Genomic DNA, 24,327 nt, shown 5'->3' with positions numbered 1-24,327 from the left:
TTGGGTTTACGTACTCGGCAGAATGTATACCAACCCACTGGTCGGTTGGTACTCGCCTACCTGGTTTCGACGGACAGAAAGCCTAGGCTGATTAGGGTGACCAGGCCGGCACTTTCACATACCCACTGGGGGGCGTTCACGCCCGAGGTCCGTGACGGCGAAGTGATCGGCGTCACTCCGCTGGGCACGGATACCGATCCTTCACCGCTGCTGCAGAACATTCCCGGCTCGATCCGGCACCGGGCCCGGGTGACGGCGCCGTCGGTCCGCCGCGGCTGGCTGCGGGACGGTCCCGGCCCCAGCACGGCGCGCGGTTCCGACGAGTACGTGGAGGTGTCCTGGGATGAGCTCACCGAACTGCTGGCCGCCGAGCTGCGGCGCATCGTCGACACCCACGGCAACGAGGCCATCTACGGCGGATCGTACGGCTGGGCCAGCGCGGGGCGCTTTCACCACGCCCAGAGCCAGGTGCATCGATTCCTGAAACTGCTTGGCGGGTACACCTTTTCCCGTCACTCGTACAGCCTCGGCGCAACCGGCGTCATCATGCCGCACGTGATCGGAACCCATGACGGACTGTTCAAGAGGTCAACGTCCTGGGATGTCATCGTCGAGAACACCGATCTGCTGGTGTCATTCGGCGGAATCGCCCTGAAGAACACGGGCGTCAACCACGGCGGAACCACCGCCCACCCCGCGCGCGATGCCCTCAACCGGTTCCGCGGCCGTGGTGGACGCATCGTCTCGTTCAGCCCACTGCGCGACGATATCGACGGCGAATGCGAATGGCACGCACCAGTTCCCGGAACCGATGTCGCGGTGATGCTCGCGCTGGCACACGTGCTGGCCACCGAGGGCCTGGCGGACTTGACCTTCTTGCGCACCTATTGCGCCGGTTACGAACGATTCGAGCGCTACCTACTGGGCACCGACGATGGCGTGCCCAAGAGCCCGGAATGGGCGCAGAACCTTAGCGGTCTGGACGCCGGCGGGCTGCGCAGCTTGGCGCGCCGCATGGCGGCCGGGCGCACCCTGGTGACCGTCAGCTGGTCGCTCCAACGGGTACGCCACGGCGAGCAAGCGCCATGGATGGGACTCACCTTGGCCGCGATGCTCGGTCAGATCGGCATCCCCGGAGGCGGTTTCGGACATGGCTACGGGTCGATGAACGAGCCCGGGCTGGCCCCGGTCAGTTGCCCGCTGCCGACCTTCCCGCAGGGACCCAACCCCGTCGAGACGTTCATCCCGGTGGCGGCCATCAGCGAGCTACTGCTGCGGCCCGGGCAGACGCTGGCATACAACGGCCAAACACTGACCTTGCCGGATATCAGATGCGTGTACTGGGCGGGCGGAAATCCCTTCCACCACCACCAGAATCTACCCAGGCTGCGCCGTGCGCTGGCCCGCGTCGACACCGTGGTGGTGCACGATCCGGTGTGGACGGCGATGGCCAAGCACGCCGACATCGTCGTGCCGTCCACCACCAGCCTGGAGCGTGACGACTTCTCCGGCAGCCGCAATGATCCGCTGCTGGTGGCGATGAAGGCCGTGGCACCGCCGTATGCCAACTCCCGGGACGACTACACGACGTTCTCGGCGCTGGCCGACCGGCTCGGGTTCGGCGCGCAGTTCACCGAAGGGCGCACCGCCTCCGAGTGGTTGCGCCACATCTACGCCGAATGGGCTGGCGCCCTGAACTTCCCGGTGCCGTCCTTCGACGAATTCTGGGACAGCGGCTCCCTGGAGCTGCCGACCGACCCTGGTTTGACCCTGCTCTCGGACTTCCGCGAGAACCCCGACGCGCACCCACTACATACCCCCAGCGGACGCATCGAGATCTTCTCGGAGACCATCGACGGGTTCGGATACGCCGACTGCGGCGGCCACCCACGCTGGTATGAGCCCACCGAATGGCTCAAGGGAAAACGGGCCGAGCACTTTCCGCTGCATCTGATCGCCAACCAGCCCCGTACCCGGCTGCACAGCCAGCTCGACTTCGGCCGCACCAGCCAGGGATCGAAGGTCCAGGGACGCGAACCCTTACGTATGCACCCGGGCGACGCCGCCGCACGCGGTATCGCCGACGGCGACGTGGTGCGGGTATTCAACGACCGCGGGGCTTGTCTGGCCGGGGCGGTTCTCGACGAGGGCCTACGTCCCCGGGTCGTGCAATTGTCCACGGGGGCCTGGTTCGACCCCATCGATCCCGCCGACCCGGATTCGCCCTGCGCGCATGGCAATCCGAACGTGCTGACCGATGACTCGGGAACCTCGTCGTTGGCGCAGGGCTGCACCGGCCAACACGTGCTGGTGCAGATCGAGCGCTTCGAGGGAACGCCGCCGCCGGTGCGCGCACACGTCCCGCCGCGGTTCGTGCCGCGCGACCAAAGCCGTTACTAAAGGGCCAGGAGGACAGCCGCCAGCGCGTGCGGCACCCGGCCGACGACCCGCGTGCCATCCGCCAGGTGCTCGGTGGATTGCACTTGGCCCTCGGTATGAATTCGCGCCACCAAATCGCCACGCTCATACGGGATCACCACATCGACGGGCACATCTCCGCGGGGCACCGCACCGGCGATGGCCTCACGCAGCGTGGCGACACCGTCTCCGGTATGCGCCGACACGAACAACGCCTTGGGCAACGCGCGACGCAGCTGCGCCAACGCCAGATCGCCCGCGGCGTCGATCTTGTTGATTACCATAAGTTCTGGGGACGCCGATGCTGTGTCTCCCAAGTGGTCCGCGACAACCTCGCCGATCACCGCGCGCACCGCCTCGATCTGTGCCAGTGGCGCCAGATCGGAGCCGTCCACCACGTGCACCAGCAGGTCCGCGTCGGCCACCTCTTCCAAGGTCGACCGGAACGCCTCCACCAGCTGGGTGGGCAGGTGCCGCACAAAACCAACAGTGTCCGTGATGACGAATTCGCGCCCGTCGTCGAAGGTCCCGCGTCGCGTGGTCGGCTCCAGGGTGGCGAAAAGCGCGTCCTGCACCAGCACCCCGGCCCCGGTGATGGCGTTGAGCAGGCTCGACTTTCCGGCGTTGGTGTACCCGACGATCGCGACCGACGGGGTATCGCTTTCCAGCCGGCGGCTGCGCTTGGTGTCACGCACCGTCTTCATCTCGCGGATCTCGCGCCGCAGCTTCGACATTCGCTCGCGAATCCGGCGCCGGTCGGTCTCGATCTTCGTCTCACCGGGGCCGCGGGTACCCACACCCCCGCCGGCCCCACCTGCCCGTCCGCCCGCCTGCCGAGACATCGATTCACCCCAGCCGCGCAGCCGGGGCAGCATGTACTCCATCTGCGCCAACGCCACCTGAGCCTTGCCCTCGCGGCTGGTGGCGTGTTGGGCGAAGATGTCCAGGATCAACGCGGTCCGGTCGATGACCTTGACCTTCACCGCCTTCTCCAGCGCCACCAGCTGCGCCGGGCTCAGCTCGCCGTCGCAGATGACGGTGTCGGCACCGGTGGCCAACACGATCTCACGCAGCTCGATGGCCTTACCGGAGCCGATATACGTTGCCGGATCCGGCTTTTGGCGACGCTGAATCAGGCCTTCAAGCACCTCCGAACCGGCGGTTTCGGCGAGTGCGGCCAGCTCGGCCATGCTGGCATCGGCCTCCTGCGCGGTCCCATCGGTCCAGACACCTACCAGCACAACCCGTTCCAGGCGCAGCTGCCGATATTCGACCTCGGTGACATCGGCGAGTTCGGTGGATAGCCCCGCCACACGTTTGAGCGCGGCGCGGTCTTCCAGCGCAAGTTCGCCGTCGGTGGGCGTTTGGTATGTCGTACGCATATTGGCTACCGATGCTCCCACCCCGGGCTCATCGATCGCATCTGAATTATCCACAGGCGCCAATGCCGCCCCACCATTCGTCAGAAATATCGCCATCGGCCAGCAACATAGAAGGCCCGCGCAGGAAGCTGGATTCGTTGGTGATCGTCACCCGAACCTGCCCACCGGGGATGTTGACCACGATCTCGCCGGTCTGGTCTCCACGGTGTCGCAGTGCCGCATAGGCGGCCGCAACGGTCCCTGTCCCGCAGGAACGTGTCTCACCGACACCGCGTTCATGAACCCGCATGTGCACGGCGCCCGCCGGCCCCGCGGACGGCGCCGTCAGCACCTCGACATTGACCCCGTCGGGAAACAGCTGCTGGTCGAACGTGACCGGTGCGGCCACATCGAGCATGCGTAGCTGCTCGGTGGTCAGATCCGCATCCACGCAGGCCAGATGCGGATTGCCCACGTCGATGGCCAAACCGGAGAATCGGCGACCGCCGACGGTGGCCTCACCCGTACCGAATTCCTTCACCGGCCCCATGTCGACGGTGATATCGGCCGTGAGTTGGCTCCAGGAATTGATGCGCACCGGCCGCGGGCCGGCCAGCGACGCGACCACGAACTCATCGCGGTGTTCCAGTCCCACCGAACGCAGGTAATGGGCGAACACCCGTACGCCGTTTCCGCACATCTCGGCTATCGAACCGTCCGCATTGCGGTAGTCCATGAACCAGTCTTCGCTGCCCACCCCGGCAGGTTTCTCGGTCAGTACCCCGCCCTCCAGGGCGGCGCCCACGGTGGTCACGCGCAGCACGCCATCGGCGCCCAGACCGCGTTGCCGGTCACATAGCGTCTGCACGGCAGCCACCGACAGGTCACGTTTGATGTGGACATCCGGCAGCACCACGAAATCGTTCTGGGTGCCGTGGCCCTTGGTGAACTTCACGTATTCGAGGATAGGCGCCAGCGCGACTCGATTTCGCCCGCCAGCCCGCCGGTCTCCGCGGACCCGCCCGCCAGCCATGTGACGCGATGATCGCGTCCGAACCACGATCGCTGACGACGAACGTAGCGGCGGGTGCCGATGAACGTCAGTTCCCGTGCCTGCGCCAGCTCATCGGCTCCTCCCCCAGCCTCCAAAGCCGCGATGACCTGCGCGTATCCAATGGCACGCGATGCAGTCACACCGTCACGCAATCCGACACCCAGCAGATGCTGGACCTCCGCGACAAACCCCTGTTCGAACATCAGATCCGTGCGCCGCGCGATCCGTTCGTCGAGTTTCTCGGTCTCCCAATCCAATCCGACGATCAATGTGTCCCATCGCGGTGGGCCGATGGTAGGCGCCGAGGCCGCGAACGGCTGACCGGTGAGCTCGATCACCTCCAGCGCGCGCACCGTACGACGCCCGTCGGTGGGCAGGATGATCGTGGCCGCTGCCGGGTCGCGCGCGGCGAGCTCGGCATGCAGCGCGGCGACACCGATCTGCGCCAGCCGTTCCTCCCAACGCGCGCGGACCTGCGCATCCGTGGCCGGAAAGGCCCAATCATCAAGCAAAGCCTGGACATACATCATGGATCCGCCGACGATCACCGGCACGTGCCCCCGTGACCGGATGTCGTCGATTGTCGCGACAGCCTGTTCCTGATAGGTGGCCACGGTGGCGGTCTCGGTCACCTCGAGCACGTCGAGCATGTGGTGCACGATGCCCCGGCGTTCGGCATCCGGCACCTTGGCCGTGCCGATATCCATGCCGCGATACAGCTGCATCGCGTCGGCGTTGACGATCTCTCCGCCCAGCCGCTCGGCCAGATCCAATGCGAGCGCCGACTTGCCGGTGGCGGTGGGACCGATGACGGCTATGGGCCGCATCACGACACCTGCCAGGTGCCCGCGAAGTACCCGACCCCGTGCGGAGACCCTTGGTAGAGGCAGCGCGCCTCGACGGCGTCTGACCCCACCAATCCGGCAAGCACCTGGTAGGCGGCGCTCCCGGTGATGACATCCGGTGAGTGGTGCAACGAGGCTGCATCTCCCCGCGTCAGCGCGTCGACGAGGGCGAGCTGCGCCTGTTGGGCGTGGGGCCGGTAGCCACCGGGCGCCTTGTCGGTGAGGGTGTTGGCGCCATCGGCGACGATGAGCACGCCCGGGGGCTTCGGCTGCGCCTCGATCTCGACGCGCAACGCCCGCCCCACGGCGACGCCGTCACCGTGAGCGGCACCGACAAGCCGCACCTCGACCTCGCCGGCTCCCGCGCGCGCACGCAGCCACCCGGCGATGAGCACCGGTAACGGCAGCTCGACGGGTTCGATAGGCACAGCGGCCGGGCCTAGTGAGACGCGCACGTCAACCCCGTATCCGGCGAAGGTGCCCGACACCTCACCGCTGTAGCGGCCGGCCCCCACACCGATGGCGATCCATCGTGCCGGAAGACTTCGCGCCGCCGTGGTGGCGGCCTCACGCAGGTCAGCGGTTTCCTCGGCGACGTCCCCGCCCAACTCGGGCACCAGCAGCGGGGTCGACGGGCAGATCGCTATCGACAGATCCACAGCCCTACGTGGCCTTCAGAGGCGGGGTCAACGCGATATCCACCTCGGACATCGCGGCCTCCTTGCGGAATCATCTGGCATATGTTCGCCCGTGTGGCGATGACACCTGTTTGAATGAACGGTGTAGTGAGCTTAGGGCGCCGTGCTGCGCGGCAACAATTGTAGGAAGAGGTTTCGATGCCGGATCAGTCATCACAGCAAGAAAATGTCACTCCCGCCCCCCAGGCCGGAGTTACCCCCGTCCCCCGGCCGGGGCCGAAACCTCATCCGGTGCCGCGGCGTCCCGCCGCAGCGGCGCCTGCCCCCGCGGCTCATCATGTCGATCCACACAAGTTCGGTCGGGTGGACGATGACGGCACGGTCTGGCTGATCACGAGCGCCGGCGAGCGTCAGATCGGGTCGTGGCAGGCCGGGGACGCCGCCGCGGCATATGCGCATTTCGGACGCCGATTCGAAGATCTGGAGACGGAGATCCAGCTGCTGGAGCTGCGACTCGGATCGGGGTCGGGTGACGCACGCAAGATCAAAACGGCCGCTGAGCACCTCGCCGAGACGCTGCCCACGGCAGCGGTGCTCGGTGACGTGGACTCCCTGTCGGCGCGGCTGTCGGCGCTGACGGAGTCCGCGGACGCTCAGGCCGCAGCGGCGCGTGCGCAGCGCGACGAGGCCCGCTCGGCGAGCATTTCTCGCAAGGAGGAGCTCGCCGCCGAAGCCGAGGAACTGGCCACCAATTCCACACAGTGGAAGGCCGCGGGTGATCGGATCCGCGTGATCCTCGACGAGTGGAAATCGATCCACGGTGTCGACCGCAAGACCGACGATGTGCTGTGGAAGCGGTACTCGACGGCGCGTGAGACGTTCAACCGCAGACGCGGAGCCCATTTCGCCGAGCTGGATCGCGAACGCGCCGGGGCTCGGGAGAAGAAGGAAGACCTCTGTAAGCAGGCCGAGGCGCTATCGGACTCCACAGATTGGGGCGCCACCGCTGCGACCTTCCGCAATCTGCTCAACGACTGGAAGGCCGCCGGGCGGGCACCCCGGGAGACCGACGACAACCTGTGGCACCGCTTCAAGGCCGCTCAGGACAAATTCTTCGCCGCCCGCAACGCCGAATCCGCCTCCCGTGACGCCGAATTCGTGGCGAACGCGGACGCCAAGCGCGCGCTGCTGGTTGAAGCGGAGAAGATCGATCCGGACACCGATGTCGACGGTGCCCGGGCGGCGCTGCGCGCTATCGGTGACAAGTGGGACGCCATCGGAAAGGTTCCGCGCGAGCAGCAGGCCGATCTGGAACGGCGGCTGCGTGCGGTGGAGAAGAGGGTGCGCGAGGCCGGCGAGTCCAGCTGGGGTGACCCCGAGGCCGAGGCACGTGCCGAACAGTTCCGTATTCGTGCCCGCCAGTTCGAGGAGCAGGCCGCCAAGGCCGAGGCCGCAGGCAAGACCAAGGATGCCGAGAAGGCACGGGCCAGCGCCCAGCAGTGGCAGGAATGGGCCGACGCCGCGGTGGCGGCGGTCAAGAGCCGGTCGCGCTAGCTACCCGTACTACTTGTCCCGGTCCTCGTCGTCCTCGAAGGCGTCATCAAGGAAGCTGCGCTGATCGCGCTTGGCGGCCTCGCGCCGCTCCTGCTCGGCTGCCAGCTGCACCGCGGTGCGTGACCAGACCACGCGCGCCCAGTGGAAGGTCAGCAAGATGACGGCGATCCAGGCGATCACCAGCCCGATCCCCGGGCCCGGATGCCCGGTTCCAGCGGTCTGACGCGTCCAGATCGCCAACATGCCAATCACGCTGGAGACGAACGAGCCTGCCAGCGCAATCCAGGACAGCACCCATCGGCGCGTCAGCAGTGCCAGCATGGAGAACCCGACACCGAAGATCATCGCGAGCCACACGAAGATCCGGGACGGCACCCGCACGGATTCCTGATCGGCAATCGCGCCGTTCACCAGAACGTCGAATCCTCTGGCATGACCGGTGTGTGGGAGCACGAAGGTCAGCAGCAGCGCGAAGACCAGGACCGCGACCACCATGGCGCGGGCGCCGGGATCGATTTCGCCGGCAACCTTTTTTTCGGCCGCGTCGATATCCTTCTGAAACGCCGCGAACTCATCAAATTCGGCGTCTTCTTTTCCCGATTCGGAGTCACTCATAGCCCGCACCCTGCAACCTCAATCTGCTCTGTCTTCGGGGCCCCGATTCCGGGCATCCCCAAGCCAATCCCCGGGGTACTGGGCTTCGTGCCCGATTCGTGTGCGTCGCCCGCACGGGTGCGGCGGTGACCGAGCACTCCCCCGTCGGCGATCAGATGGTGCGGCGCGGCGCCGGTCACCTCGACGGTGATGACGTCGCCGGGACGCAGGGCCCCGTCGAGTTGTCCTTGCGGCCGGAAATGCACCAGACGGCCATCGCGGGCTCGCCCACTCATCCGGGCGGTCTCGCCGTCCTTGCGCCCTTCGCCGGTGGCGATCAGCACCTCGATCGTGCGACCGATCTGTTTCTGATTCTCCTCGAGCGTGATGGATTCCTGCAGCGCGATAAGGCGTTCATAGCGTTCCTGCACAACGGATTTCGGCAGCTGATCGGGAAGCTCCGCAGCCGGGGTACCTGGCCGGATCGAGTACTGGAACGTAAAGGCGCTACAGAAACGTGCCCGCCGCACAACCTCAAGGGTCTGCTGGAAGTCCTCTTCGGTCTCGCCCGGAAAGCCGACAATGATGTCGGTGGTGATCGCGGCGTCCGGCATGGCCGCCCGCACGTTGTCGATGATCGACAGGAAGCGCTCGGACCGATAGGAACGGCGCATCGCCTTGAGGATGCGATCCGAACCGGACTGCAGCGGCATGTGCAACTGCGGACACACATTGGGGGTTTGTGCCATCGCCTCGATGACATCGTCGGTGAATTCGGCGGGATGCGGAGAGGTGAATCGCACGCGTTCCAGTCCCTCGATGCGACCGCAGGCACGCAATAGGTCAGCGAAAGCACCACGGTCCCGGGGAATCTCGGGATCGGCGAAGTTGATGCCGTAGGCATTCACGTTCTGCCCGAGCAACGTCACCTCGAGCACGCCCTGGTCCACCAAAGCCTGTACTTCACCGAGGATGTCTCCCGGGCGGCGGTCGATCTCCTTGCCCCGCAAGGAGGGAACGATGCAGAAGGTGCAGGTGTTGTTGCAGCCCACCGAGATCGACACCCACGCCGCATAGGCCGATTCGCGGGTCGCCGGCAGCGCCGACGGAAAGTGCTCAAGGGCCTCGACGATCTCGACCTGAGCCTCGTTGTTGTGGCGTGCGCGTTCCAACAGCGCGGGCAGCGAGCCAATGTTGTGGGTGCCGAAGACGACGTCTACCCACGACGCTTTGGCGAGCATGCCCTCACGGTCCTTCTGCGCAAGGCATCCGCCGACCGCGATCTGCATGTTCGGGTTGGCGGCCTTGCGGGGCGCGAGGTGGCTGATGTTTCCGTACAGCTTGTTGTCGGCATTCTCACGCACCGCGCAGGTGTTGAAGATGACGATGTCGGCGTCGGTGCCATCGGCGGCCTTGACGTATCCGGCCGCATCCAGAAGGCCCGACACCCGCTCGGAGTCGTGCACGTTCATCTGACAGCCGTAGGTCCGGACCTGGTACGTCCGGACCGCCAATTGCTCGGAAGTCGCGGTACTGGTCACCGGCTTATGGTACGTGCCCGCGTTCAGGTGGTTTCCGGCGCCGATTGACGACGCTTCACGACTCCCGCTCCGGAACATGCCGACCCTGCCACCACTCGTCGATGCAGTAGACGGCGCTGACGCTGATCCACATCCACCAGCCGGCACCGAACCACGCCCCGGGAAGTGTGGGTTCTACGAACAGCTCACGAAGAGCCACCAAGACAGCCACGCAGATCAGCCCAGTGACGACTACGAACGAGATATCCCGCCGGGGACGCGGCCGCTCGAGAATCTCTGTGTCGCGCAGATGTAGCCCCGTATCGACCGTCACCTGCCCCGATGGCGTGGCCAAACGCATTAGCGAGCTGGGCAGCAAAAACAACCCGAACACCAGCCCAAGACTCGCCACAATCCAACCCCAGTAAGTTGCCCCGTTAACGACCGCTACCGGAAAAGATGCGATGAACAGAACAGATGCCATCACCCGTGCGAATGCCTTGGTTCGCGGACCGTCGAAGGAAGACCGTCGCCGCGCCCGCATACACCCAGTATGGCAGATGTTTGCTACAGCCGCCCACGTCGCACATCCGATCGCCCGCCGCCGAATTCGCGGCCCCATTCGTTCCGCGCTGCAGACGTGTGAGGAACCCGTATTGTCTGACCATGCCGGTGAGTACCGACACGTCAACGAGCGGGGCTAATTCCTCCGCAACAAGCATCCCAATGATCTCTCTTGAGCATGTCGACAAGCATTTCGGCGACCTACACGTGCTCAAGGACATCACCCTCGAGATCCCACGCGGTCAGGTGGTCGTGATCCTCGGCCCCTCCGGCTCGGGCAAGTCGACTCTGTGTCGCACCATCAACCGTCTCGAACCCATCGACAGCGGCACCATCCGGATCGACGGTGACGTACTCCCCGAAGAGGGACGCGCTCTGGCGCACCTGCGCGCGGAGGTCGGGATGGTTTTCCAGTCCTTCAACCTGTTCTCACACAAAACAATCCTGGACAACGTGACGCTGGCACCGATCAAGGTGCGCAAGCACGATAAGGAAACGGCGCGCACGCGCGCGATCGAGCTGCTTGATCGCGTCGGCATCGCCAGCCAGAAAGACAAGTACCCAGCACAACTGTCGGGCGGCCAGCAGCAGCGCGTCGCCATCGCCCGATCACTGGCCATGGGCCCCAAGGTCATGCTGTTCGACGAGCCCACCTCAGCGCTCGACCCCGAGATGGTCAACGAAGTTCTCGACGTGATGGTCTCGCTGGCCAAAGAGGGTATGACGATGCTGGTGGTCACCCACGAAATGGGGTTCGCGCGCAAGGCGGCCGATCGCGTCATTTTCATGGCCGACGGGGCGATTGTCGAGGATTCCGACCCGGAGAGCTTCTTCACCAACCCGAAGTCCGAACGCGCCAAGGATTTCCTCGGAAAGATCCTCGGGCATTGATTCCTCAGGCACTGACGAGCCGTTCGCGCGAAGAAGCTCATACACGCAGGCGACGGCACACCGCCCTGGTGGCAGCTCTCGCCATGATCACCGCACTGATCAGTTCGTGCGGCAGCACCGAACCACGCCAACTACTCGGGTCGATCCGCGGCGGCACCGTCATCCTCGGCACCAAGTTCGACCAGCCGGGCGTGGGCCTGCAACACCCCGACAAGAAGATGAGTGGCTTCGACGTCAAGATCTCCGAATACGTTGTCAACGCCGTCGCCGACGAGCTGGGCGTCAAACACCCGACCATCCGTTGGTACGAGACCCCCTCGGCACAGCGCGAGCAGCTCATCGACAACGGCACGGTGGACATGATCGCCGGGAGTTACTCGATCAACTACAGCCGAGCGCAGAAGGTCTCGTTCGCCGGCCCGTATCTCATTACCTACCAAGGGCTTCTGGTGCGCAAGGCCGATGATTCACTGACCAAGCTCGATGACCTGAACCGGGGCAAGAAACTGTGCTCGGTGTCCGGCTCGACGCCCGCGCAAAACGTCAAGAACCTGCTACCCGGTACCCAACTGCAGGAGTTCGACTCGTACTCCTCGTGTGTGGAGGCGCTGCGGCGCGGCAAGGTCGACGCGCTCACCACCGACGAGACGATCCTGGCCGGATACGCCAAGCGCTACGAGGGCGAGTTCAAGCTGATTCAGATGAACTACGAGCTGAGCAAGCCGTTGTGTATCGGGAAGCCCATGAAGGAGCGCAAGAACGGCGACCCGTTCTCCAGGGAGGTGTACGGAATCGGCCTGGCCAAGGGCGATACCGCGGCCATCGAAGCCATCGATCGCGCACTCGACAAGATGATCGCCACCGGTGTCTGGGACTCCGATCTACGGGAAGCGCTTGGCGGCAACACGATCGACGATTGGGAAAAGCGCGCCGCAAGCGGCGTCTATGGGTTGCGGCCCGACCCGTCATTGGCCGCGATCGACAAGATAGCGGGCACCAAGCCCGTCGCCGATGCGGTGTGTGAGGCCGCGTGAACGCGCTGTGGGCGAGCATGGGTCCGCAGCTGTGGCCCGCGTTCTGGACCACCCTCAAACTGACGTTCTTCTCGGCGGTAGGTGCGTTTGTCTGGGGCACAATCCTTGCGGGTCTGCGAGTCTCGCCGGCGCCAATCATGCGAACCTTCGGAACCTGGTACGTGAACCTGATCCGGAACACCCCGCTGACCCTGATCATCCTGTTCTGCTCGGTGGGGCTCTATCAGAATCTCGGAATCGCGTTGGCACCCGAGAACTCCAATTTCATCAAGAACAACAACTTCTGGTTGTCGGTCCTTGGGTTCTCCTTGTACACAGCGACTTTCGTATGTGAGACGCTGCGCTCAGGTTTCAACACCGTCCCTCTGGGCCAGGCCGAGGCGGCCAGGTCTCTCGGATTGTCTTTTACGCGGGTCTTGTCTCTCATCGTGTTGCCGCAGGCCATCCGATCGGTCCTTGCCCCGATGGGCAGTGTGCTGATCGCACTCGTCAAGAACACCTCGATCGCCTCCGCGATCGGTGTCGCCGAGGCCGCCCTGTTGATGCGTTCGGAGATTGAGCTGTTCGCCGATCAGATCCTCTGGATCTTCCTCATCATCGCGGCGGGATACATGGTGATCACCTTGACCATCGGGCTGACATTCGGATACTTCGCGAAGCGGTTGGCGGTGAAGCGATGACCGGCAGCGCCACCGTCATGTACGACGCACCCGGACCGAAAGCCCGTGCTCTCCATCGGATCATCGCCGTCGCGTTTGCCGTGGTGGTGGGCGCGGCGGCGGCGTGGATAATCTGGACTTTGATCGCCAACGAGCAGCTCACCGCCGAAAAATGGTCACCCTTCCTGCGCCTGAACACATGGACGACGTACATCCTGCCGGGCCTGTTCGGCACCATCAGCGCGGCGGCGTTGTCGATCGTCTTCGCGCTGGTGCTCGGGGCCGTGCTCGGCATCGGCCGACTTTCCGAACACCGTACGGTGCGTTGGATTTCCAGCGCCCTCGTGGAGTTTTTCCGCGCTATCCCCGTGCTGATTTTGATGGTGTTTTCGTACTACCTGTACGGCCAGCAGGCAGTTTTCCCGTCCGAGTACCTGGCGTTCGCCGCCGTGGTGACCGGATTGTCGCTGTACAACGGTTCGGTCATCGCCGAGATCCTGCGTTCCGGTATCCAGTCGCTGCCGAAGGGGCAGTCCGAGGCTGCCGTAGCGCTAGGCATGCGCAAGTCGCAGATGATGCGACTCATCCTGCTCCCCCAATCGATTGCCGCGATGCTGCCGGCACTGATTTCGCAGATGGTCATCGCGCTGAAGGACTCGGCGCTGGGCTACGCCTTCGGCTATATCGAGGTGGTGCGCTCGGGCATCCGATCCGCGTCCTACTACGGCAACTACCTGCCCGCCCTCGTCGTGGTCGCGATCATCATGATCGTCATCAACTTCGCACTGTCCTCGCTGGCCACCAAGGTCGAGCGTCAGCTGCGCGAGGGCTGGAGGAAAAAGAGCCTCGGTAAGGATCTGCGCCAGGATTACGGCGAATAGTCAGCGGACCGGCAACGGCGATTCGTCGCCGTCGGGCCGTGGACCGAAGATACGGCGCTCTGTGTCGGCGATCGGGGTGTCGTTGATGCTGGCCTCTCGCCGGGACATCAAGCCCTCCGGGGTGAATTCCCACAGCTCGTTGCCGTAGCTGCGCCACCACTGTCCGGCCTCGTCGTGCCACTCGTACTGGAAGCGCACGGCCATCCGGTTCTCCCGGAATCCCCAGAGCTCCTTGCGCAACGCATACCCGTTCTCGTTGGCCCACTTTCGGGTCAGAAACGCGATTATCTCGGCGCGGCCGGTGATGAACTCGTCGCGGTTACGCCAGACCGAATCCTCGGTGTAGGCGGCCGCGACGCTCTCTGGGTCGCGAGTGTTCCACGCGTTTTCGGCGGCCCGCACCTTCTGGCGGGCGGAGTCCATATCGAACGGCGGCAACGGCGGACGTGTCATGTGTCTTCCTTGTCTACAGCGGTGGATTGGCGGGCGAGGGTTCAGCATCCCCCCACCGCAGCGGGCTGGCATTGATGGTCTCAACAACCTCCTCGATGGTGAAGTCGACCGAGCACTGCGCTCCCGGGGCGAAGGTGCCCTCGTCCCAATTCAGGCGTGCCGTTCCGGCGAGTTGTACTGTCGATCCGTTGTGCCAGTTCGGGATCAGCAGACCGCACCGCGGATCGACATGCAGATTCCCCAATGTCATGAACATCGAATTACCCAGGTAATCGGGCCAGCGCAGCAGGCTTGGTGAGAGCACCTGCAGAAAACCGGGATTGCCACCCCGATGCGATGCATCGGCATTGCCCTCGCCGTCGGCCGTGCCGATGATGAAGGTGTCCGTCGCCGACACCGTCTGCCGTTGACCGGCGTCCAGGGAAGTCCCACGGCGCGTTTCACCGGGCAGTCCGGAACCGATGCCTGAGACATCGCGCCGAGCAATGTACTTGGGGCAATTCGAATACACCTGGTCGGTGGAGACGATCAGCCCCTCTCCCGACGGCACCGCTGTGCCATTGACACGCATCCGGCGGCGACGTTGCGGTTGCAATGCGATCATTCCGATCTTGCGTTCCGATCGCAGCGCCTCGGCCAGCGGATCACCGTAGACCGGCATACCCTCGATCGCGATTGTTCGAGCGTCAATGGCGTGCGCGAAGCCGGGTGGACCGACAATCTGACTGGCCCACATGCGGCCACCCTCATCCCGCGCCGAGACAAATACCAGCGGCTGGGCGGCGAGAAAGGCCGCCGCAACCTCCGGCATTTCCGCCGAAATGATCCGGCCGACCCGAATGGCGTCGTCGGACTGACCCATTCGACGCTGGACGGCAAGCTCGCCGGCGTGATAGGTCATCTCAGAAGAACCCGCATGTCGGAGTGTCGCCCGTAGGTGCCGAGTGTGGCTCAATGCCCGTGGCCGCGAATACCTCAAGACGAATCCCATCGGGATCGGTGAAGAAGATTCCGCCGGAGGACGCGCCTTCCCGGTGCGCGACGACGCCGTCGTGCACAAACACCGTCGACAGTTCCTTCAGGACCGCTTCCACCTGTTGCACCTGCTGTACAGAATCCACTTGGAATGACAAATGATGTAAGCCCGGTGTGCCCGGCGAGAATTCCCCGCTGCTCTGTTCCCACAGGGTGAGCACGGGGCCCGCATCGAACCCGAGGAAAGCGAAGCGCTGCGCGCCATCTGTGCTGGCGGCGAGCTGCTCGAATCCGAACGCCTGGCGATAGAACGCGACAGACCGCTGCAGATCACTGACGTTCAGCCCGACGTGACCGGTGACCACGCGGGGTGCGATGGCTGCGCTCATGAACAATCCTTCCTAACCGACAAATTACTCTTACCGGTTAGACCGTAATCGGGGCCGACAATACTGTCAACCATCTATATTTTTTTATCGGTTAGAATTTCTGGCACAGACTCGCTACACAGGGAGGCGGCTAACCTCAGGCCATGTCCGATCCACGCCCCCATCTCGGCGAACCACTTGCACTGGACCTGCTGAACACCCGGTGGATGAGTGGCGATGGACCGCAGGATCTACTGTCCGACCTCGACGGTCTGCGAATCTGGTTGCACACCAACAATCTTCACGATCGCTGCGCGGCCGATGACCAGACACTGGAGGCATTGCTCACCGCGCGTGACGCCATCTACCGCGCGGTGAAAGATTCTCAGATCGATGACATCAACGCCGTACTGTCGCGCGGCGCAATCCGCCGCTCGCTGACCGTCGACGGGCCGACCGACACCGCCGAGGTTCCCGAATCGCACAGGCTTCCCGGTTGGCTCGCCGCCGATAATCTGCTCACCCTGCTGTCCGAGTCCCCTGATCGGATCAAACAGTGCGCCCATCCGCAGTGCGTGTTGTTCTTCTACGACACATCCAAGAACGGCGCCCGCCGGTGGCATTCCATGGCGACCTGCGGAAACAGGGCGAAGGCCGCACGGCACTACGCCAAGAACATGTGATCAATCTTCACAGCCGCACCACAGGATAGATTCTTACTCAACTATCACAATCGGAGTATTACGTAACAGGTATCACTTCGTTACCATAGTCACCATGCGGAACATCGTATTGACCATCGGCGTGTCTGCCGTTTTCGGAGCAGCATGCACAGGGGCAGCGCTCACGGGCGCACCGGTGGCCTACGGCGCTCCCCTGAACTTCGACTGCCTGCAGGTCGCGACGCCCATCGGAATGAACCTGACCTGCGTGAATCCGACCCCATTCACCATGGATGCACATTTCAAGGGCAACTGCGGCCCGCTGCCGATGCTCAATGAGGACACCGAGATCGGCCCATTCAAGACGATCTCCCGCCAAGTACCGTGCCTGCCGGGCGTGCAGTCACCGACGGCCGAGGCGTCTATGAGTATGCGATCCACTGGCGCCGATGAAGGCGACCCACCGCCTAATCCCCCAGCCCGCCCGTTCGGTTTGTAGCGATCGCTTCAGTCATCCGACGTTGCGTCGGTCCTTTTCCGAAGCAAGCGCGTTCTTCACCACGTCATATGCCATGGACTGGCCGTATCCACGACGCGCGAGCATGGCGACCAATCGTCGCGCGGCTTTGACGCCGCCGTCGTCCAGATTTTCCGACCGAAGTTTCTTGTCCACGAGCTGTGCCGCCCGCACACGCTCGGCATCTCCATCTATCTGGGACAGCGCTGCCTGCGCGTTCTCGGCCGAGACTCCCTTGGTTCGAAGCTCTGCAGCCAAGGCGCGCTTGCCTTTTCCGGAATAGGTATGCCGGGATTGCACCCATTGGGTGGCAAAGTCGGCGTCATTGACCAGTCCGGCGGCAATCAGCCGTTCCATGATTCGATCGGAAAGGTCATCGGGGTACCCGCGCCGAGTCAACCTCTCGGTCAGCTCGGCGCGGGTACGCGCCCGACTTGTCAACAGGCGAAGGCAATATGACCACGCCTGCTCGTCCCGCGAGTCAACAGGTTCACGCGTCGGGGCTTCGGGGACCGACGCGACCCGGGCTCGCAGTTCGTCTAGGGATTCTTGAGAACCCAACTCGGACAGAGGATCAGAAATCGACTGGGGCCGGGACGACTTCGTCATTGGTCAGCACCGCTCCGATACCGAGCTTTTCCTTGATCTTCTTCTCGATCTCGTTGGCCACATCAACGTTCTCCAACAAGAAGTTGCGGGCGTTCTCCTTGCCCTGGCCCAGCTGCTCACCCTCATAGGTGAACCAGGAACCGGACTTACGGATGAAGCCATGCTCCACGCCCATGTCAATGAGCGACCCTTCCTTGGAGATGCCCTTGCCGTAGAGGATGTCGAACTCGGCCTGCTTGAACGGCGGTGACACCTTGTTCTTGACGACCTTGACGCGGGTACGGTTACCCACCGCATCGGTGCCATCCTTGAGGGTCTCGATACGGCGCACATCAAGGCGCACCGAGGAGTAGAACTTCAAGGCCTTACCACCCGTGGTGGTTTCGGGCGAACCGAACATCACACCGATCTTCTCGCGCAGCTGGTTGATGAAGATCGCGGTGGTGCCCGAGTTGTTGAGGGCACCGGTCATCTTGCGCAGGGCCTGGCTCATCAAGCGGGCCTGCAGGCCGACGTGGCTATCGCCCATCTCGCCTTCGATTTCGGCGCGCGGCACCAGCGCGGCCACCGAGTCGATGACGATGAGGGAGATGGCGCCGGAGCGCACCAGCATGTCGGCAATTTCCAGCGCCTGCTCACCGGTATCCGGCTGGGACACGAGCAGCGAGTCGGTATCTACACCAAGCTTCTTGGCGTATTCCGGGTCGAGTGCGTGCTCGGCGTCGATAAACGCGGCGATACCGCCGGCGGCTTGCGCGTTGGCAACGGCGTGCAGTGCCACGGTGGTCTTACCCGAGGATTCCGGGCCATAGATCTCGACTACCCGGCCGCGCGGCAGACCGCCGATGCCCAGCGCCACATCCAGTGCGATGGATCCGGTCGGGATCACGGAGATGGGCTGACGCACCTCGTCACCCAGCCGCATGACCGAGCCCTTGCCGAAGCTCTTGTCGATTTGTGCGAGCGCGAGCTCGAGAGCCTTCTCGCGATCCGGTGCCTGCGCCATGGTGTTCTCCGTTTCGTGGTCATGTTCGAAGATCAGGTCTTCGATCGGTTGAGGCAGACGCTAGAACAGGCCACCGACAAGTGGCTGACCTGCGCAAACCATCGCGCGAACATTCATGACATTAGTGCGAACACCTGTTCGAATCAAGCAGGCGCGCCGGGCCGGCGTGTCACCACGGATTCACCACTGGTCACGCGGCACGTCGAAATCGGCGCACAGCGCCCGCCACACGTCACGGGGTTCTGCCCCATCTTCGACGGCCTGTGCCGCAGTGCGTCCGCCCATCGCGGTCAGCACGTGGTCGACCAGTACGGACGAGCCGTAGACCGCACCGAACCGACCGGTGACCAGCTCATGAAATTCCGTCAGACGCACACGGTCACTTTAGGGCCGCGACCGCGTCCTGGCACACCCGTACCGGATCAGTGACGTCCACGGCGCCTGCGGCCGCCCGGCGGGCGGCCTCGGTATAGCGCCGCTCCCCCAACACGCGGCCAATCGCGGCGGCCAGTGAATCCCGGTTGAGCGGACGGACCAACTCAGCGCTACCTTGCCGCACAACACGATTCGCGAGCTCCCACTGATCGCCACCACCGGGAACCACCACGGCCGGCACCCCGGCAAGCAGCGCCTTACTTAAAAACCCATGCCCCCCACCACAAATGGCTAAATCGGCACCCGCCAGCAATAGATCCTGCCGAGCCAGCCCGGCGACCGCCCACGCCGGCAACCCCGAAGCGGGCGGATCCAGAGCCGAAACAACCACCCGCGCACCTGCCGAATCCAAGGCCTGCACCGCCAGTTCGGTCATCCCCTCGGCCCCGGTGAAGGCCGTTGACGGCGCGATCACCACCACGGGACCCGGGCCCGAAGGCGGTTGCAGCACAACGTCGGTAGGTTCCCAGTGCAGCGGCCCCACCAACACCGCCTCCCGCGGCCAGTCGGGGCGGGGCACCTCAAGGGCCGGCAGCGTCGCGATCAACCGTCGAACAGGCCCAGGGTCACGCGCGGGCAAGCCGATCGCGACCCGCGCCTGCGAACGTTGCCGCAGCCCTTCGTCGATTGATCTTTGTGTCAACCGGCGCATCACCCCATCGCGCAGTCTGCCGCGCCAACCCTCGCCGGGAGCCAGTCCACTTCCCAAAGGCGGCAAACCTTTTGAGGGCAGGTAGAGCGGATGTGGATTGAGCTCCACCCACGGCACACCGAGCAGCTCGGCGACCATCCCACCACAGGCGGTGATGACATCGGACACGATGAGATCCGGCGCCAGGTCCCTGAGCTGATCCAGGTTGGCCAGCGCCATGTGGGCGGCCCGCTGATGGATCTTGGCGCCCGCGTCCGTGTCATCGTCGGCAACCCGGGGCTGCAGCCCCAACAGCTCCACCGACTCGAGCCCGACGGCACGGGCCTGCTCCAGCCAGCGTGTCCCGGTCAGCAGCACCGGATCGTGGCCGGCGGCGGCGAATTTCAGGCATAACGCGATGGCGGGAAAGGCATGCCCCGGATCGGGACCGGCAACCACGGCGACACGCACCGCCCTACCCTGCCACAGCGATTCGGACTACCGTGAAACGCATGACCTACAGCACGCTGGAACTGGCAGCCCTCACCCCGGCGCAGACCGTCACCCGCTTCCTGGAAGCCGCCCAGAACGGTGACACCGACTTTGCGGAAAGTGTCCTGGACGAGAATCTCGTCTATCAGAACGTGGGCCTACCGACGATCCATGGGCGTCGCGCCGCACTCAAGGTGTTCGAGCCACTCAAACGCCCCGGGTTCGGTTTCGAGGTGCAGATCCATCGCACCACCACCAACGGCAACACCGTGATGAATGAACGCCACGATGCCATCGTCCTCGGCCCGCTGCGGTTGCAGTTCTGGGTCTGCGGCGTCTTCGAGGTTTCCGATCGGGGCACTATCACCCTGTGGCGCGACTACTTCGACATGTTCGACATGTTCAAGGCGACGCTCCGCGGCCTGATCGCCATCCCGTTGCCGGCGCTGCGACCGAGTTTCTGACCGCTAGTCGGCCTACGAACCGGTCCAGGCTCCCTTGGGCCGCACCCCGATCTCTGGACGCACCCCTTCTCTGAGCGTCGCCGCGTGTCTACCGTTGCCTCATGACAGAGACGCTCGCCATCACTGCCCCCATCGAGATCGTCGAGGGATTCTGGGACGCGATGCGCCGCAGCGACCTGCCGGCCCTCGATGCGCTGCTCGCTGACACCGTGCGCTGGGAAAATGTGGGTCTGCCCACGGTGCGGGGGCGCATAACGGTGATGCGGGCCTTGTCCTCGCTGAATCTGCCGGGCGCCGGTTTCGACGTCAAAATCCACCGGATCACCGTCAACGGCAACACAGTGATGACGGAGCGCACCGATGTCATCATCGTGGGCCGGCTGCACATTGCGTTCTGGGTGTGCGGTGTCACCGAGCTTTCCGCGGATGGCAAGGTCACACTCTGGCGCGACTACGCGGACGTCTGGAACCTCACCAAAGGCCTCGCCCGCGGCATCCTGGGAATCGTTGTTCCCGCTCTGCGCCCGAAGCTCTGAATCTCACGGCAGCGGAGTCTTGTCCGATTCCGTCACCGCGCGGTACAGCAGCACTCCACCGAGAATCAGCACGCCGACCACAAGCATCGGGACCACAAGCTTGAAGATGGCACCCACCACCAGGAATGCCAGCCATACGACCAGCAGCACGCCAATGATTTTCCACAACACAGGTACCCACCGTTCTCTCAACTTGCCGCGATAGCAGAAGCCTGGCAGGACAATTGGCGCCTGAGGAAGCCTGAACGCCGAAGATCAGGGAAAGATCGGGGATTACCCTGACAGCTGCCCAAGCTCATCGAGCGCGCCGGCCCATCCGGTGAGACGATCGGTGGCCTGCACCAGATCCTCGAAGAGCGGACCCCGCGACAGCGGCGACGCAATCACCGCGCCACCATTGCCCGCCGAGACCAATTGCGCTGCCGCGGTGACCAACTCGTTGTACTGGCGTACGCCTGTATCGAGCTGCACGGTGAAGGCATTGATGGTCGGCTGCAGGTATTCGCGTGTGTGCGGAGCCTCGACAGCGGCCCGCTCCATGGACACCACTTCCTTGGCGGTGGCGGCCATCACATAGGCGGCCTGGTTGGCGGCCGAAAGAACCTGCCGCCCTTCGCTGTCGGGAATCATGTTGCCGCGCTCGACCACGCCGAGCAGGGAGAAAAGTGAACGCTCGGCCGCGTCCAGGGCCGCCATCGGTGGCCGGGCCGACGACCCGAAGGGGGGCAGCCGCCGCTCTACCCCGGGACGCGGTGGTGGCAGCGGCTCGGCCTTGAGAACGCGGTACCGCACGAACAGATAGGTGGCTGGAATCGCACATCCGGCCGTCAGCAGCGCCGGGATGATCAACAGCCAGGGTGGTGCGCCGGTGGTGGCGAGCACCGTGGTCACCAGCAGACCGGCGGCGCAGGCCAGCGCCCAGCGGATACTCCAGCGCTTGGCTCGCAGCCGCTTTCGCAACAACTTCTCGCGTTTGTCGGACATCGCGCGCATTCGTGCCGCGAGCTCCTCACCCAGATCGTTGACGTTGGTGGCCAGGCGGCGCAGCAGCTGCTCCCAACCTCCGTGCACCGCGGCGCGGCGAGGCGGTTGGGGTGTCATGTTCACATTGTGCCCGAAAATTCGGCGTCCGCCGAGTGCGAATGTCGATACAACAAATCCGCCGAGGGTGAGCGCTGGCGCGCACCCTCGGCGGATTTTGAGAGAAGAAAGTTACTGCTGACCCAGCGGGTTGGCCGGGTTGGCCTGCTCGGTTGCCGTCGCAGGCGCCGGGATCGCGGTACCCCCTGCGGGGAGTGCCTCACCCTTCATGGAGGCGCGGATCTGTTCCAGGCGCGAATGCCCGGCCATCTGCACACTGGCCTGCTCCACCTCGATCATGCGGCCCTGCACGGAATTCTGCGCCAGCTCGGCCGAGCCCAGGGCGTTGGCATAGCGGCGCTCGATCTTGTCGCGCACCTCGTCCAGGCTCGGGGTGTTACCGGGAGCGGCCAGCTCACTCATCGACCGCAACGAGGCGGATACCTGCTCTTGCATCTTGGCCTGCTCCAGCTGGCTCAGTAGCTTGGTGCGCTCGGCGATGCGCTGCTGCAGCATCATCGCGTTCTGCTCGACGGCCTTTTTGGCCTGGGCTGCGGCGGCGAGCGCCTGATCGTGCAGAGCCTTGAGATCCTCGACGCTCTGTTCGGCGGTGACCAGCTGCGCGGCGAAAGCCTCGGCGGCGTTGTTGTACTCGGTCGCCTTCGCTGTGTCGCCCGCGGTGTTCGCCTGGTCGGCCAAGGTCAGGGCCTGGCGAACGTTGACCTGCAGCTTCTCGACGTCGGCAAGCTGACGGTTGAGTCGCATCTCCAGCTGGCGCTGATTCCCGATGACCGAGGCGGCCTGCTGCGAGAGCGCCTGGTGGTTCCGCTGCGCCTCTTCAATGGCCTGCTGAATCTGTACCTTCGGGTCTGCGTTCTCGTCGATCTTCGCGTTGAACAGTGCCATCAGGTACTTCCACGCCTTGACGAACGGGTTAGCCATGGGATCGATCCGCCTTCTGCTTGGATGCCGGTAGTCGTCGCTGCCTACGACTGCGTGGGTCCCAACTTATCTGTTGCACGTCGATCCCCACACCCCCTACGGGGGGCGCAAAACAATGCGACCGCCACAGTAGTTAGGCGGCCGCCATTGCGCGAACCTGGGGAATGACCACCTTGGTGGCGACGTCGATCCCACCCAGGGAACCGGCCGCCGACGTCGCCGCGGGCTGCGGAACCGCGGCCGGAGCCTCGCGCCGCGCCAGTCTCACGCTGACCTCGGACAACACCTGCGAGAGCGGGACCTCGAGCGCGCCGCAGATCGCCGCCAGCAGCTCGCTGGAGGCTTCCTTCCGACCGCGTTCTACCTCGGACAGGTAACCGAGGCTGACCCGCGCGGTGTCCGACACCTCCCGCAGCGTCTTGCCCTGCCCGGAACGTGCGCTCCGCAGGGTGTCGCCGATGGCTTCTCGAAGCAACAGCGCCATGTCCTTCTCCTTAACGTCCGTCCGCGTCCATACCGCGTAGTAGTTGAGTCTGCCTTGCTCAACGTTGCCGCGCTCGCGGAGGTTCCCGGAAGTTTTTGGGTGACAGACACCTCAGTCAGTCGTCGCGCAGGTTCTCACCAAAATCGTCGTTTTCTCATTGATACGTCGTCAGTATGTCGTCTTCTCAAACGGTTGTCTTGTGTGAGAACAGTCAGGGAGTGTCCGGGCGACCGAGCTCCTCGATTTGATACCCGCCGGTCGCGAGAGGCCCGTTGCTCGGCTGCCGCCTCCAGCGCTCGGCCTCCGGCGAGCATCACCGCAATCAACGCCCAGCGATATTCATGCACCAGCAGGGTGCCGACGAGAGACAAGACCGCGATGGGTCAATCCCGGCATGGCGGCGGCGCAGCGCGGCCAGTACCAGACCCATGCCGGCACGATGGCGATCATTGTTCCCACCGCCCAACACTTGTCGGCCACCGGGGACGACCCGGCCAACCAGGCGGCTGCGCCCGGCGGCCAACGTACCGACGGTGAGAACTACCAGGGCGGGCCTAACCCAGCGCTTCAACTGCTCGACCCACCCAGTAGTAGCCGATCCGGCCGCCTTCGTCATGACAGCAACGTCCTTGGCATCCAAGGACAGTGAACAGGGGCGAA

The 24,327-nt window shown here is 64.4% G+C and carries 28 protein-coding genes and 1 pseudogene; 10 read left to right on the top strand and 19 right to left on the bottom strand.

Annotated elements, in window-relative coordinates; genetic code table 11:
• Nucleotides 1-96: 96 nt before the first annotated feature.
• The gene (locus tag B4393_RS13870; RefSeq protein ID WP_078334608.1) at nt 97-2,400 is read left to right on the top strand and encodes a molybdopterin-dependent oxidoreductase; all 2,304 of its coding nucleotides are present in this window, start codon (nt 97-99) and stop codon (nt 2,398-2,400) included.
• On the opposite strand, the gene hflX is transcribed toward B4393_RS13870, so the two are convergent.
• The 4 genes from hflX to B4393_RS13850 are packed head-to-tail and all read right to left on the bottom strand — an operon-like array spanning nt 2,397 to nt 6,337.
• A complete protein-coding gene (gene hflX, locus B4393_RS13865) occupies nt 2,397-3,800 on the bottom strand; it encodes a GTPase HflX (RefSeq protein ID WP_078334607.1) in 1,404 nt (467 codons plus the stop codon). The genes B4393_RS13870 and hflX overlap by 4 nt on opposite strands.
• 46 nt (nt 3,801-3,846) lie before the next feature.
• Entirely contained in the window at nt 3,847-4,734 is an 888-nt protein-coding gene (gene dapF / locus B4393_RS13860) for a diaminopimelate epimerase (protein ID WP_078334606.1), read from the bottom strand.
• Nucleotides 4,731-5,660, bottom strand: a complete 930-nt coding sequence (gene miaA / locus B4393_RS13855; RefSeq protein WP_078334605.1) for a tRNA (adenosine(37)-N6)-dimethylallyltransferase MiaA — start codon at nt 5,658-5,660, stop codon at nt 4,731-4,733. The genes dapF and miaA overlap by 4 nt, the downstream gene beginning before the upstream one ends.
• The gene (locus B4393_RS13850; RefSeq protein ID WP_078334604.1) at nt 5,660-6,337 is read right to left on the bottom strand and encodes a class III extradiol ring-cleavage dioxygenase family protein; all 678 of its coding nucleotides are present in this window, start codon (nt 6,335-6,337) and stop codon (nt 5,660-5,662) included. The genes miaA and B4393_RS13850 overlap by 1 nt, the downstream gene beginning before the upstream one ends.
• Before the next feature lie 270 nt (nt 6,338-6,607).
• Between B4393_RS13850 and B4393_RS13845 the strand changes: the two genes are divergently transcribed.
• Nucleotides 6,608-7,870, top strand: coding sequence for a DUF349 domain-containing protein (locus B4393_RS13845; RefSeq protein WP_191986965.1), 1,263 nt, complete (start codon nt 6,608-6,610; stop codon nt 7,868-7,870).
• Nucleotides 7,871-7,879: 9 nt separating this feature from the next.
• Here the strand turns inward: B4393_RS13845 and B4393_RS13840 are convergent, their stop codons facing one another.
• From B4393_RS13840 to B4393_RS13830, 3 genes are read right to left on the bottom strand one after another with little or no spacing between them, the layout of a single operon-like run.
• Nucleotides 7,880-8,485 (bottom strand): Rv2732c family membrane protein, encoded by a 606-nt coding sequence (locus B4393_RS13840; RefSeq protein WP_078278091.1) that lies wholly within the window; start codon nt 8,483-8,485, stop codon nt 7,880-7,882.
• Complete coding sequence (miaB, locus tag B4393_RS13835; RefSeq protein ID WP_078334705.1) at nt 8,482-10,005, bottom strand: tRNA (N6-isopentenyl adenosine(37)-C2)-methylthiotransferase MiaB; 1,524 nt, start codon at nt 10,003-10,005, stop codon at nt 8,482-8,484. The genes B4393_RS13840 and miaB overlap by 4 nt, the downstream gene beginning before the upstream one ends.
• A gap of 55 nt (nt 10,006-10,060) precedes the next feature.
• Complete coding sequence (locus B4393_RS13830; RefSeq protein ID WP_078334602.1) at nt 10,061-10,471, bottom strand: hypothetical protein; 411 nt, start codon at nt 10,469-10,471, stop codon at nt 10,061-10,063.
• A gap of 239 nt (nt 10,472-10,710) precedes the next feature.
• Between B4393_RS13830 and gluA the strand changes: the two genes are divergently transcribed.
• The 4 genes from gluA (at nt 10,711) to B4393_RS13810 (ending at nt 14,013) form a co-directional block, all read left to right on the top strand.
• Nucleotides 10,711-11,439, top strand: coding sequence for a glutamate ABC transporter ATP-binding protein GluA (gluA, locus tag B4393_RS13825; RefSeq protein WP_165758462.1), 729 nt, complete (start codon nt 10,711-10,713; stop codon nt 11,437-11,439).
• Nucleotides 11,440-11,522: 83 nt separating this feature from the next.
• On the top strand, nt 11,523-12,473 hold the full coding sequence (locus B4393_RS13820) for a glutamate ABC transporter substrate-binding protein (RefSeq protein WP_236743170.1): 951 nt from the start codon (nt 11,523-11,525) through the stop codon (nt 12,471-12,473).
• The gene (locus B4393_RS13815; protein ID WP_070940103.1) at nt 12,470-13,153 is read left to right on the top strand and encodes an amino acid ABC transporter permease; all 684 of its coding nucleotides are present in this window, start codon (nt 12,470-12,472) and stop codon (nt 13,151-13,153) included. The genes B4393_RS13820 and B4393_RS13815 overlap by 4 nt, the downstream gene beginning before the upstream one ends.
• A complete protein-coding gene (locus tag B4393_RS13810) occupies nt 13,150-14,013 on the top strand; it encodes an amino acid ABC transporter permease (protein ID WP_078334599.1) in 864 nt (287 codons plus the stop codon). Before B4393_RS13815 ends, B4393_RS13810 begins: the two co-directional genes overlap by 4 nt.
• Here B4393_RS13810 and B4393_RS13805 read toward each other — a convergent pair whose 3' ends face one another.
• The 3 genes from B4393_RS13805 to B4393_RS13795 are packed head-to-tail and all read right to left on the bottom strand — an operon-like array spanning nt 14,014 to nt 15,830.
• Nucleotides 14,014-14,466: a nuclear transport factor 2 family protein gene (locus B4393_RS13805; protein ID WP_078334598.1), complete on the bottom strand. Its 453-nt coding sequence runs from the start codon at nt 14,464-14,466 to the stop codon at nt 14,014-14,016.
• A 13-nt stretch (nt 14,467-14,479) separates the two neighbouring features.
• Entirely contained in the window at nt 14,480-15,367 is an 888-nt protein-coding gene (locus tag B4393_RS13800) for a pyridoxamine 5'-phosphate oxidase family protein (protein ID WP_078334597.1), read from the bottom strand.
• 1 nt (nt 15,368) lies between these two features.
• Nucleotides 15,369-15,830, bottom strand: a complete 462-nt coding sequence (locus B4393_RS13795; protein WP_078334596.1) for a VOC family protein — start codon at nt 15,828-15,830, stop codon at nt 15,369-15,371.
• A gap of 143 nt (nt 15,831-15,973) precedes the next feature.
• On the opposite strand from B4393_RS13795, the gene B4393_RS13790 reads away from it, so the two are divergent.
• Together B4393_RS13790 and B4393_RS13785 are read left to right on the top strand one after the other, a co-directional pair.
• On the top strand, nt 15,974-16,492 hold the full coding sequence (locus B4393_RS13790) for a CGNR zinc finger domain-containing protein (RefSeq protein ID WP_078278099.1): 519 nt from the start codon (nt 15,974-15,976) through the stop codon (nt 16,490-16,492).
• Between the two features lie 94 nt (nt 16,493-16,586).
• Nucleotides 16,587-16,970 carry a hypothetical protein gene (locus tag B4393_RS13785; RefSeq protein WP_070940109.1) on the top strand — a complete coding sequence of 128 codons (384 nt, stop codon included), beginning with the start codon at nt 16,587-16,589 and terminating at the stop codon, nt 16,968-16,970.
• 12 nt (nt 16,971-16,982) lie between these two features.
• Here the strand turns inward: B4393_RS13785 and recX are convergent, their stop codons facing one another.
• From recX to B4393_RS13765, 4 genes are all read right to left on the bottom strand, one after another.
• Complete coding sequence (gene recX / locus B4393_RS13780) at nt 16,983-17,597, bottom strand: recombination regulator RecX (protein WP_078334595.1); 615 nt, start codon at nt 17,595-17,597, stop codon at nt 16,983-16,985.
• Entirely contained in the window at nt 17,563-18,603 is a 1,041-nt protein-coding gene (gene recA, locus B4393_RS13775) for a recombinase RecA (protein WP_070940111.1), read from the bottom strand. Before recA ends, recX begins: the two co-directional genes overlap by 35 nt.
• Before the next feature lie 180 nt (nt 18,604-18,783).
• Nucleotides 18,784-18,978, bottom strand: a complete 195-nt coding sequence (locus B4393_RS13770; RefSeq protein ID WP_070940115.1) for a DUF3046 domain-containing protein — start codon at nt 18,976-18,978, stop codon at nt 18,784-18,786.
• Between the two features lie 4 nt (nt 18,979-18,982).
• On the bottom strand, nt 18,983-20,140 hold the full coding sequence (locus tag B4393_RS13765; protein ID WP_078334594.1) for a glycosyltransferase: 1,158 nt from the start codon (nt 20,138-20,140) through the stop codon (nt 18,983-18,985).
• A 41-nt stretch (nt 20,141-20,181) separates the two neighbouring features.
• Here B4393_RS13765 and B4393_RS13760 point away from each other — a divergent pair, with 41 nt between their 5' ends.
• Together B4393_RS13760 and B4393_RS13755 are read left to right on the top strand one after the other, a co-directional pair.
• Entirely contained in the window at nt 20,182-20,625 is a 444-nt protein-coding gene (locus tag B4393_RS13760) for a limonene-1,2-epoxide hydrolase family protein (RefSeq protein WP_070940117.1), read from the top strand.
• 101 nt (nt 20,626-20,726) lie between these two features.
• On the top strand, nt 20,727-21,161 hold the full coding sequence (locus B4393_RS13755; protein ID WP_078334593.1) for a limonene-1,2-epoxide hydrolase family protein: 435 nt from the start codon (nt 20,727-20,729) through the stop codon (nt 21,159-21,161).
• 3 nt (nt 21,162-21,164) lie between these two features.
• Here the strand turns inward: B4393_RS13755 and B4393_RS27205 are convergent, their stop codons facing one another.
• From B4393_RS27205 to B4393_RS27475, 5 genes and pseudogenes are all read right to left on the bottom strand, one after another.
• A complete protein-coding gene (locus B4393_RS27205; protein WP_165758459.1) occupies nt 21,165-21,332 on the bottom strand; it encodes a hypothetical protein in 168 nt (55 codons plus the stop codon).
• A gap of 102 nt (nt 21,333-21,434) precedes the next feature.
• A complete protein-coding gene (gene pspM / locus B4393_RS13750) occupies nt 21,435-22,262 on the bottom strand; it encodes a phage shock envelope stress response protein PspM (protein WP_109558313.1) in 828 nt (275 codons plus the stop codon).
• Nucleotides 22,263-22,373: 111 nt separating this feature from the next.
• The gene (gene pspA / locus B4393_RS13745; protein WP_070940120.1) at nt 22,374-23,183 is read right to left on the bottom strand and encodes a phage shock protein PspA; all 810 of its coding nucleotides are present in this window, start codon (nt 23,181-23,183) and stop codon (nt 22,374-22,376) included.
• A 133-nt stretch (nt 23,184-23,316) separates the two neighbouring features.
• The gene (locus B4393_RS13740; RefSeq protein WP_078334591.1) at nt 23,317-23,667 is read right to left on the bottom strand and encodes a helix-turn-helix domain-containing protein; all 351 of its coding nucleotides are present in this window, start codon (nt 23,665-23,667) and stop codon (nt 23,317-23,319) included.
• Between the two features lie 251 nt (nt 23,668-23,918).
• A pseudogene (locus B4393_RS27475) lies at nt 23,919-24,283 on the bottom strand (heavy metal translocating P-type ATPase); the annotation flags it as partial.
• Nucleotides 24,284-24,327: the final 44 nt, after the last annotated feature.

It is taken from the genome of Mycobacteroides franklinii (genome assembly GCF_002013895.1).
Classification (GTDB): domain Bacteria; phylum Actinomycetota; class Actinomycetes; order Mycobacteriales; family Mycobacteriaceae; genus Mycobacterium; species Mycobacterium franklinii.
This window is presented reverse-complemented; position numbering and strand designations above follow the sequence as displayed.

Bases quoted from the DNA above. Each gene is read 5' to 3' on its own strand.
- pspA (WP_070940120.1), bottom strand. From the start codon at position 23,183: ATGGCTAACCCGTTCGTCAAGGCGTGGAAGTACCTGATGGCACTGTTC.
- B4393_RS13790 (WP_078278099.1), top strand. From the start codon at position 15,974: ATGTCCGATCCACGCCCCCATCTCGGCGAACCACTTGCACTGGACCTG.
- B4393_RS13795 (WP_078334596.1), bottom strand. From the start codon at position 15,830: ATGAGCGCAGCCATCGCACCCCGCGTGGTCACCGGTCACGTCGGGCTG.
- gluA (WP_165758462.1), top strand. From the start codon at position 10,711: ATGATCTCTCTTGAGCATGTCGACAAGCATTTCGGCGACCTACACGTG.
- recA (WP_070940111.1), bottom strand. From the start codon at position 18,603: ATGGCGCAGGCACCGGATCGCGAGAAGGCTCTCGAGCTCGCGCTCGCA.
- miaA (WP_078334605.1), bottom strand. From the start codon at position 5,660: ATGCGGCCCATAGCCGTCATCGGTCCCACCGCCACCGGCAAGTCGGCG.
- B4393_RS13760 (WP_070940117.1), top strand. From the start codon at position 20,182: ATGACCTACAGCACGCTGGAACTGGCAGCCCTCACCCCGGCGCAGACC.
- B4393_RS13805 (WP_078334598.1), bottom strand. From the start codon at position 14,466: ATGACACGTCCGCCGTTGCCGCCGTTCGATATGGACTCCGCCCGCCAG.
- B4393_RS13740 (WP_078334591.1), bottom strand. From the start codon at position 23,667: ATGGCGCTGTTGCTTCGAGAAGCCATCGGCGACACCCTGCGGAGCGCA.
- hflX (WP_078334607.1), bottom strand. From the start codon at position 3,800: ATGCGTACGACATACCAAACGCCCACCGACGGCGAACTTGCGCTGGAA.
- B4393_RS13800 (WP_078334597.1), bottom strand. From the start codon at position 15,367: ATGACCTATCACGCCGGCGAGCTTGCCGTCCAGCGTCGAATGGGTCAG.
- B4393_RS13785 (WP_070940109.1), top strand. From the start codon at position 16,587: ATGCGGAACATCGTATTGACCATCGGCGTGTCTGCCGTTTTCGGAGCA.
- B4393_RS13810 (WP_078334599.1), top strand. From the start codon at position 13,150: ATGACCGGCAGCGCCACCGTCATGTACGACGCACCCGGACCGAAAGCC.
- recX (WP_078334595.1), bottom strand. From the start codon at position 17,597: ATGACGAAGTCGTCCCGGCCCCAGTCGATTTCTGATCCTCTGTCCGAG.
- pspM (WP_109558313.1), bottom strand. From the start codon at position 22,262: ATGACACCCCAACCGCCTCGCCGCGCCGCGGTGCACGGAGGTTGGGAG.
- B4393_RS13755 (WP_078334593.1), top strand. From the start codon at position 20,727: ATGACAGAGACGCTCGCCATCACTGCCCCCATCGAGATCGTCGAGGGA.
- B4393_RS13820 (WP_236743170.1), top strand. From the start codon at position 11,523: ATGATCACCGCACTGATCAGTTCGTGCGGCAGCACCGAACCACGCCAA.
- B4393_RS13840 (WP_078278091.1), bottom strand. From the start codon at position 8,485: ATGAGTGACTCCGAATCGGGAAAAGAAGACGCCGAATTTGATGAGTTC.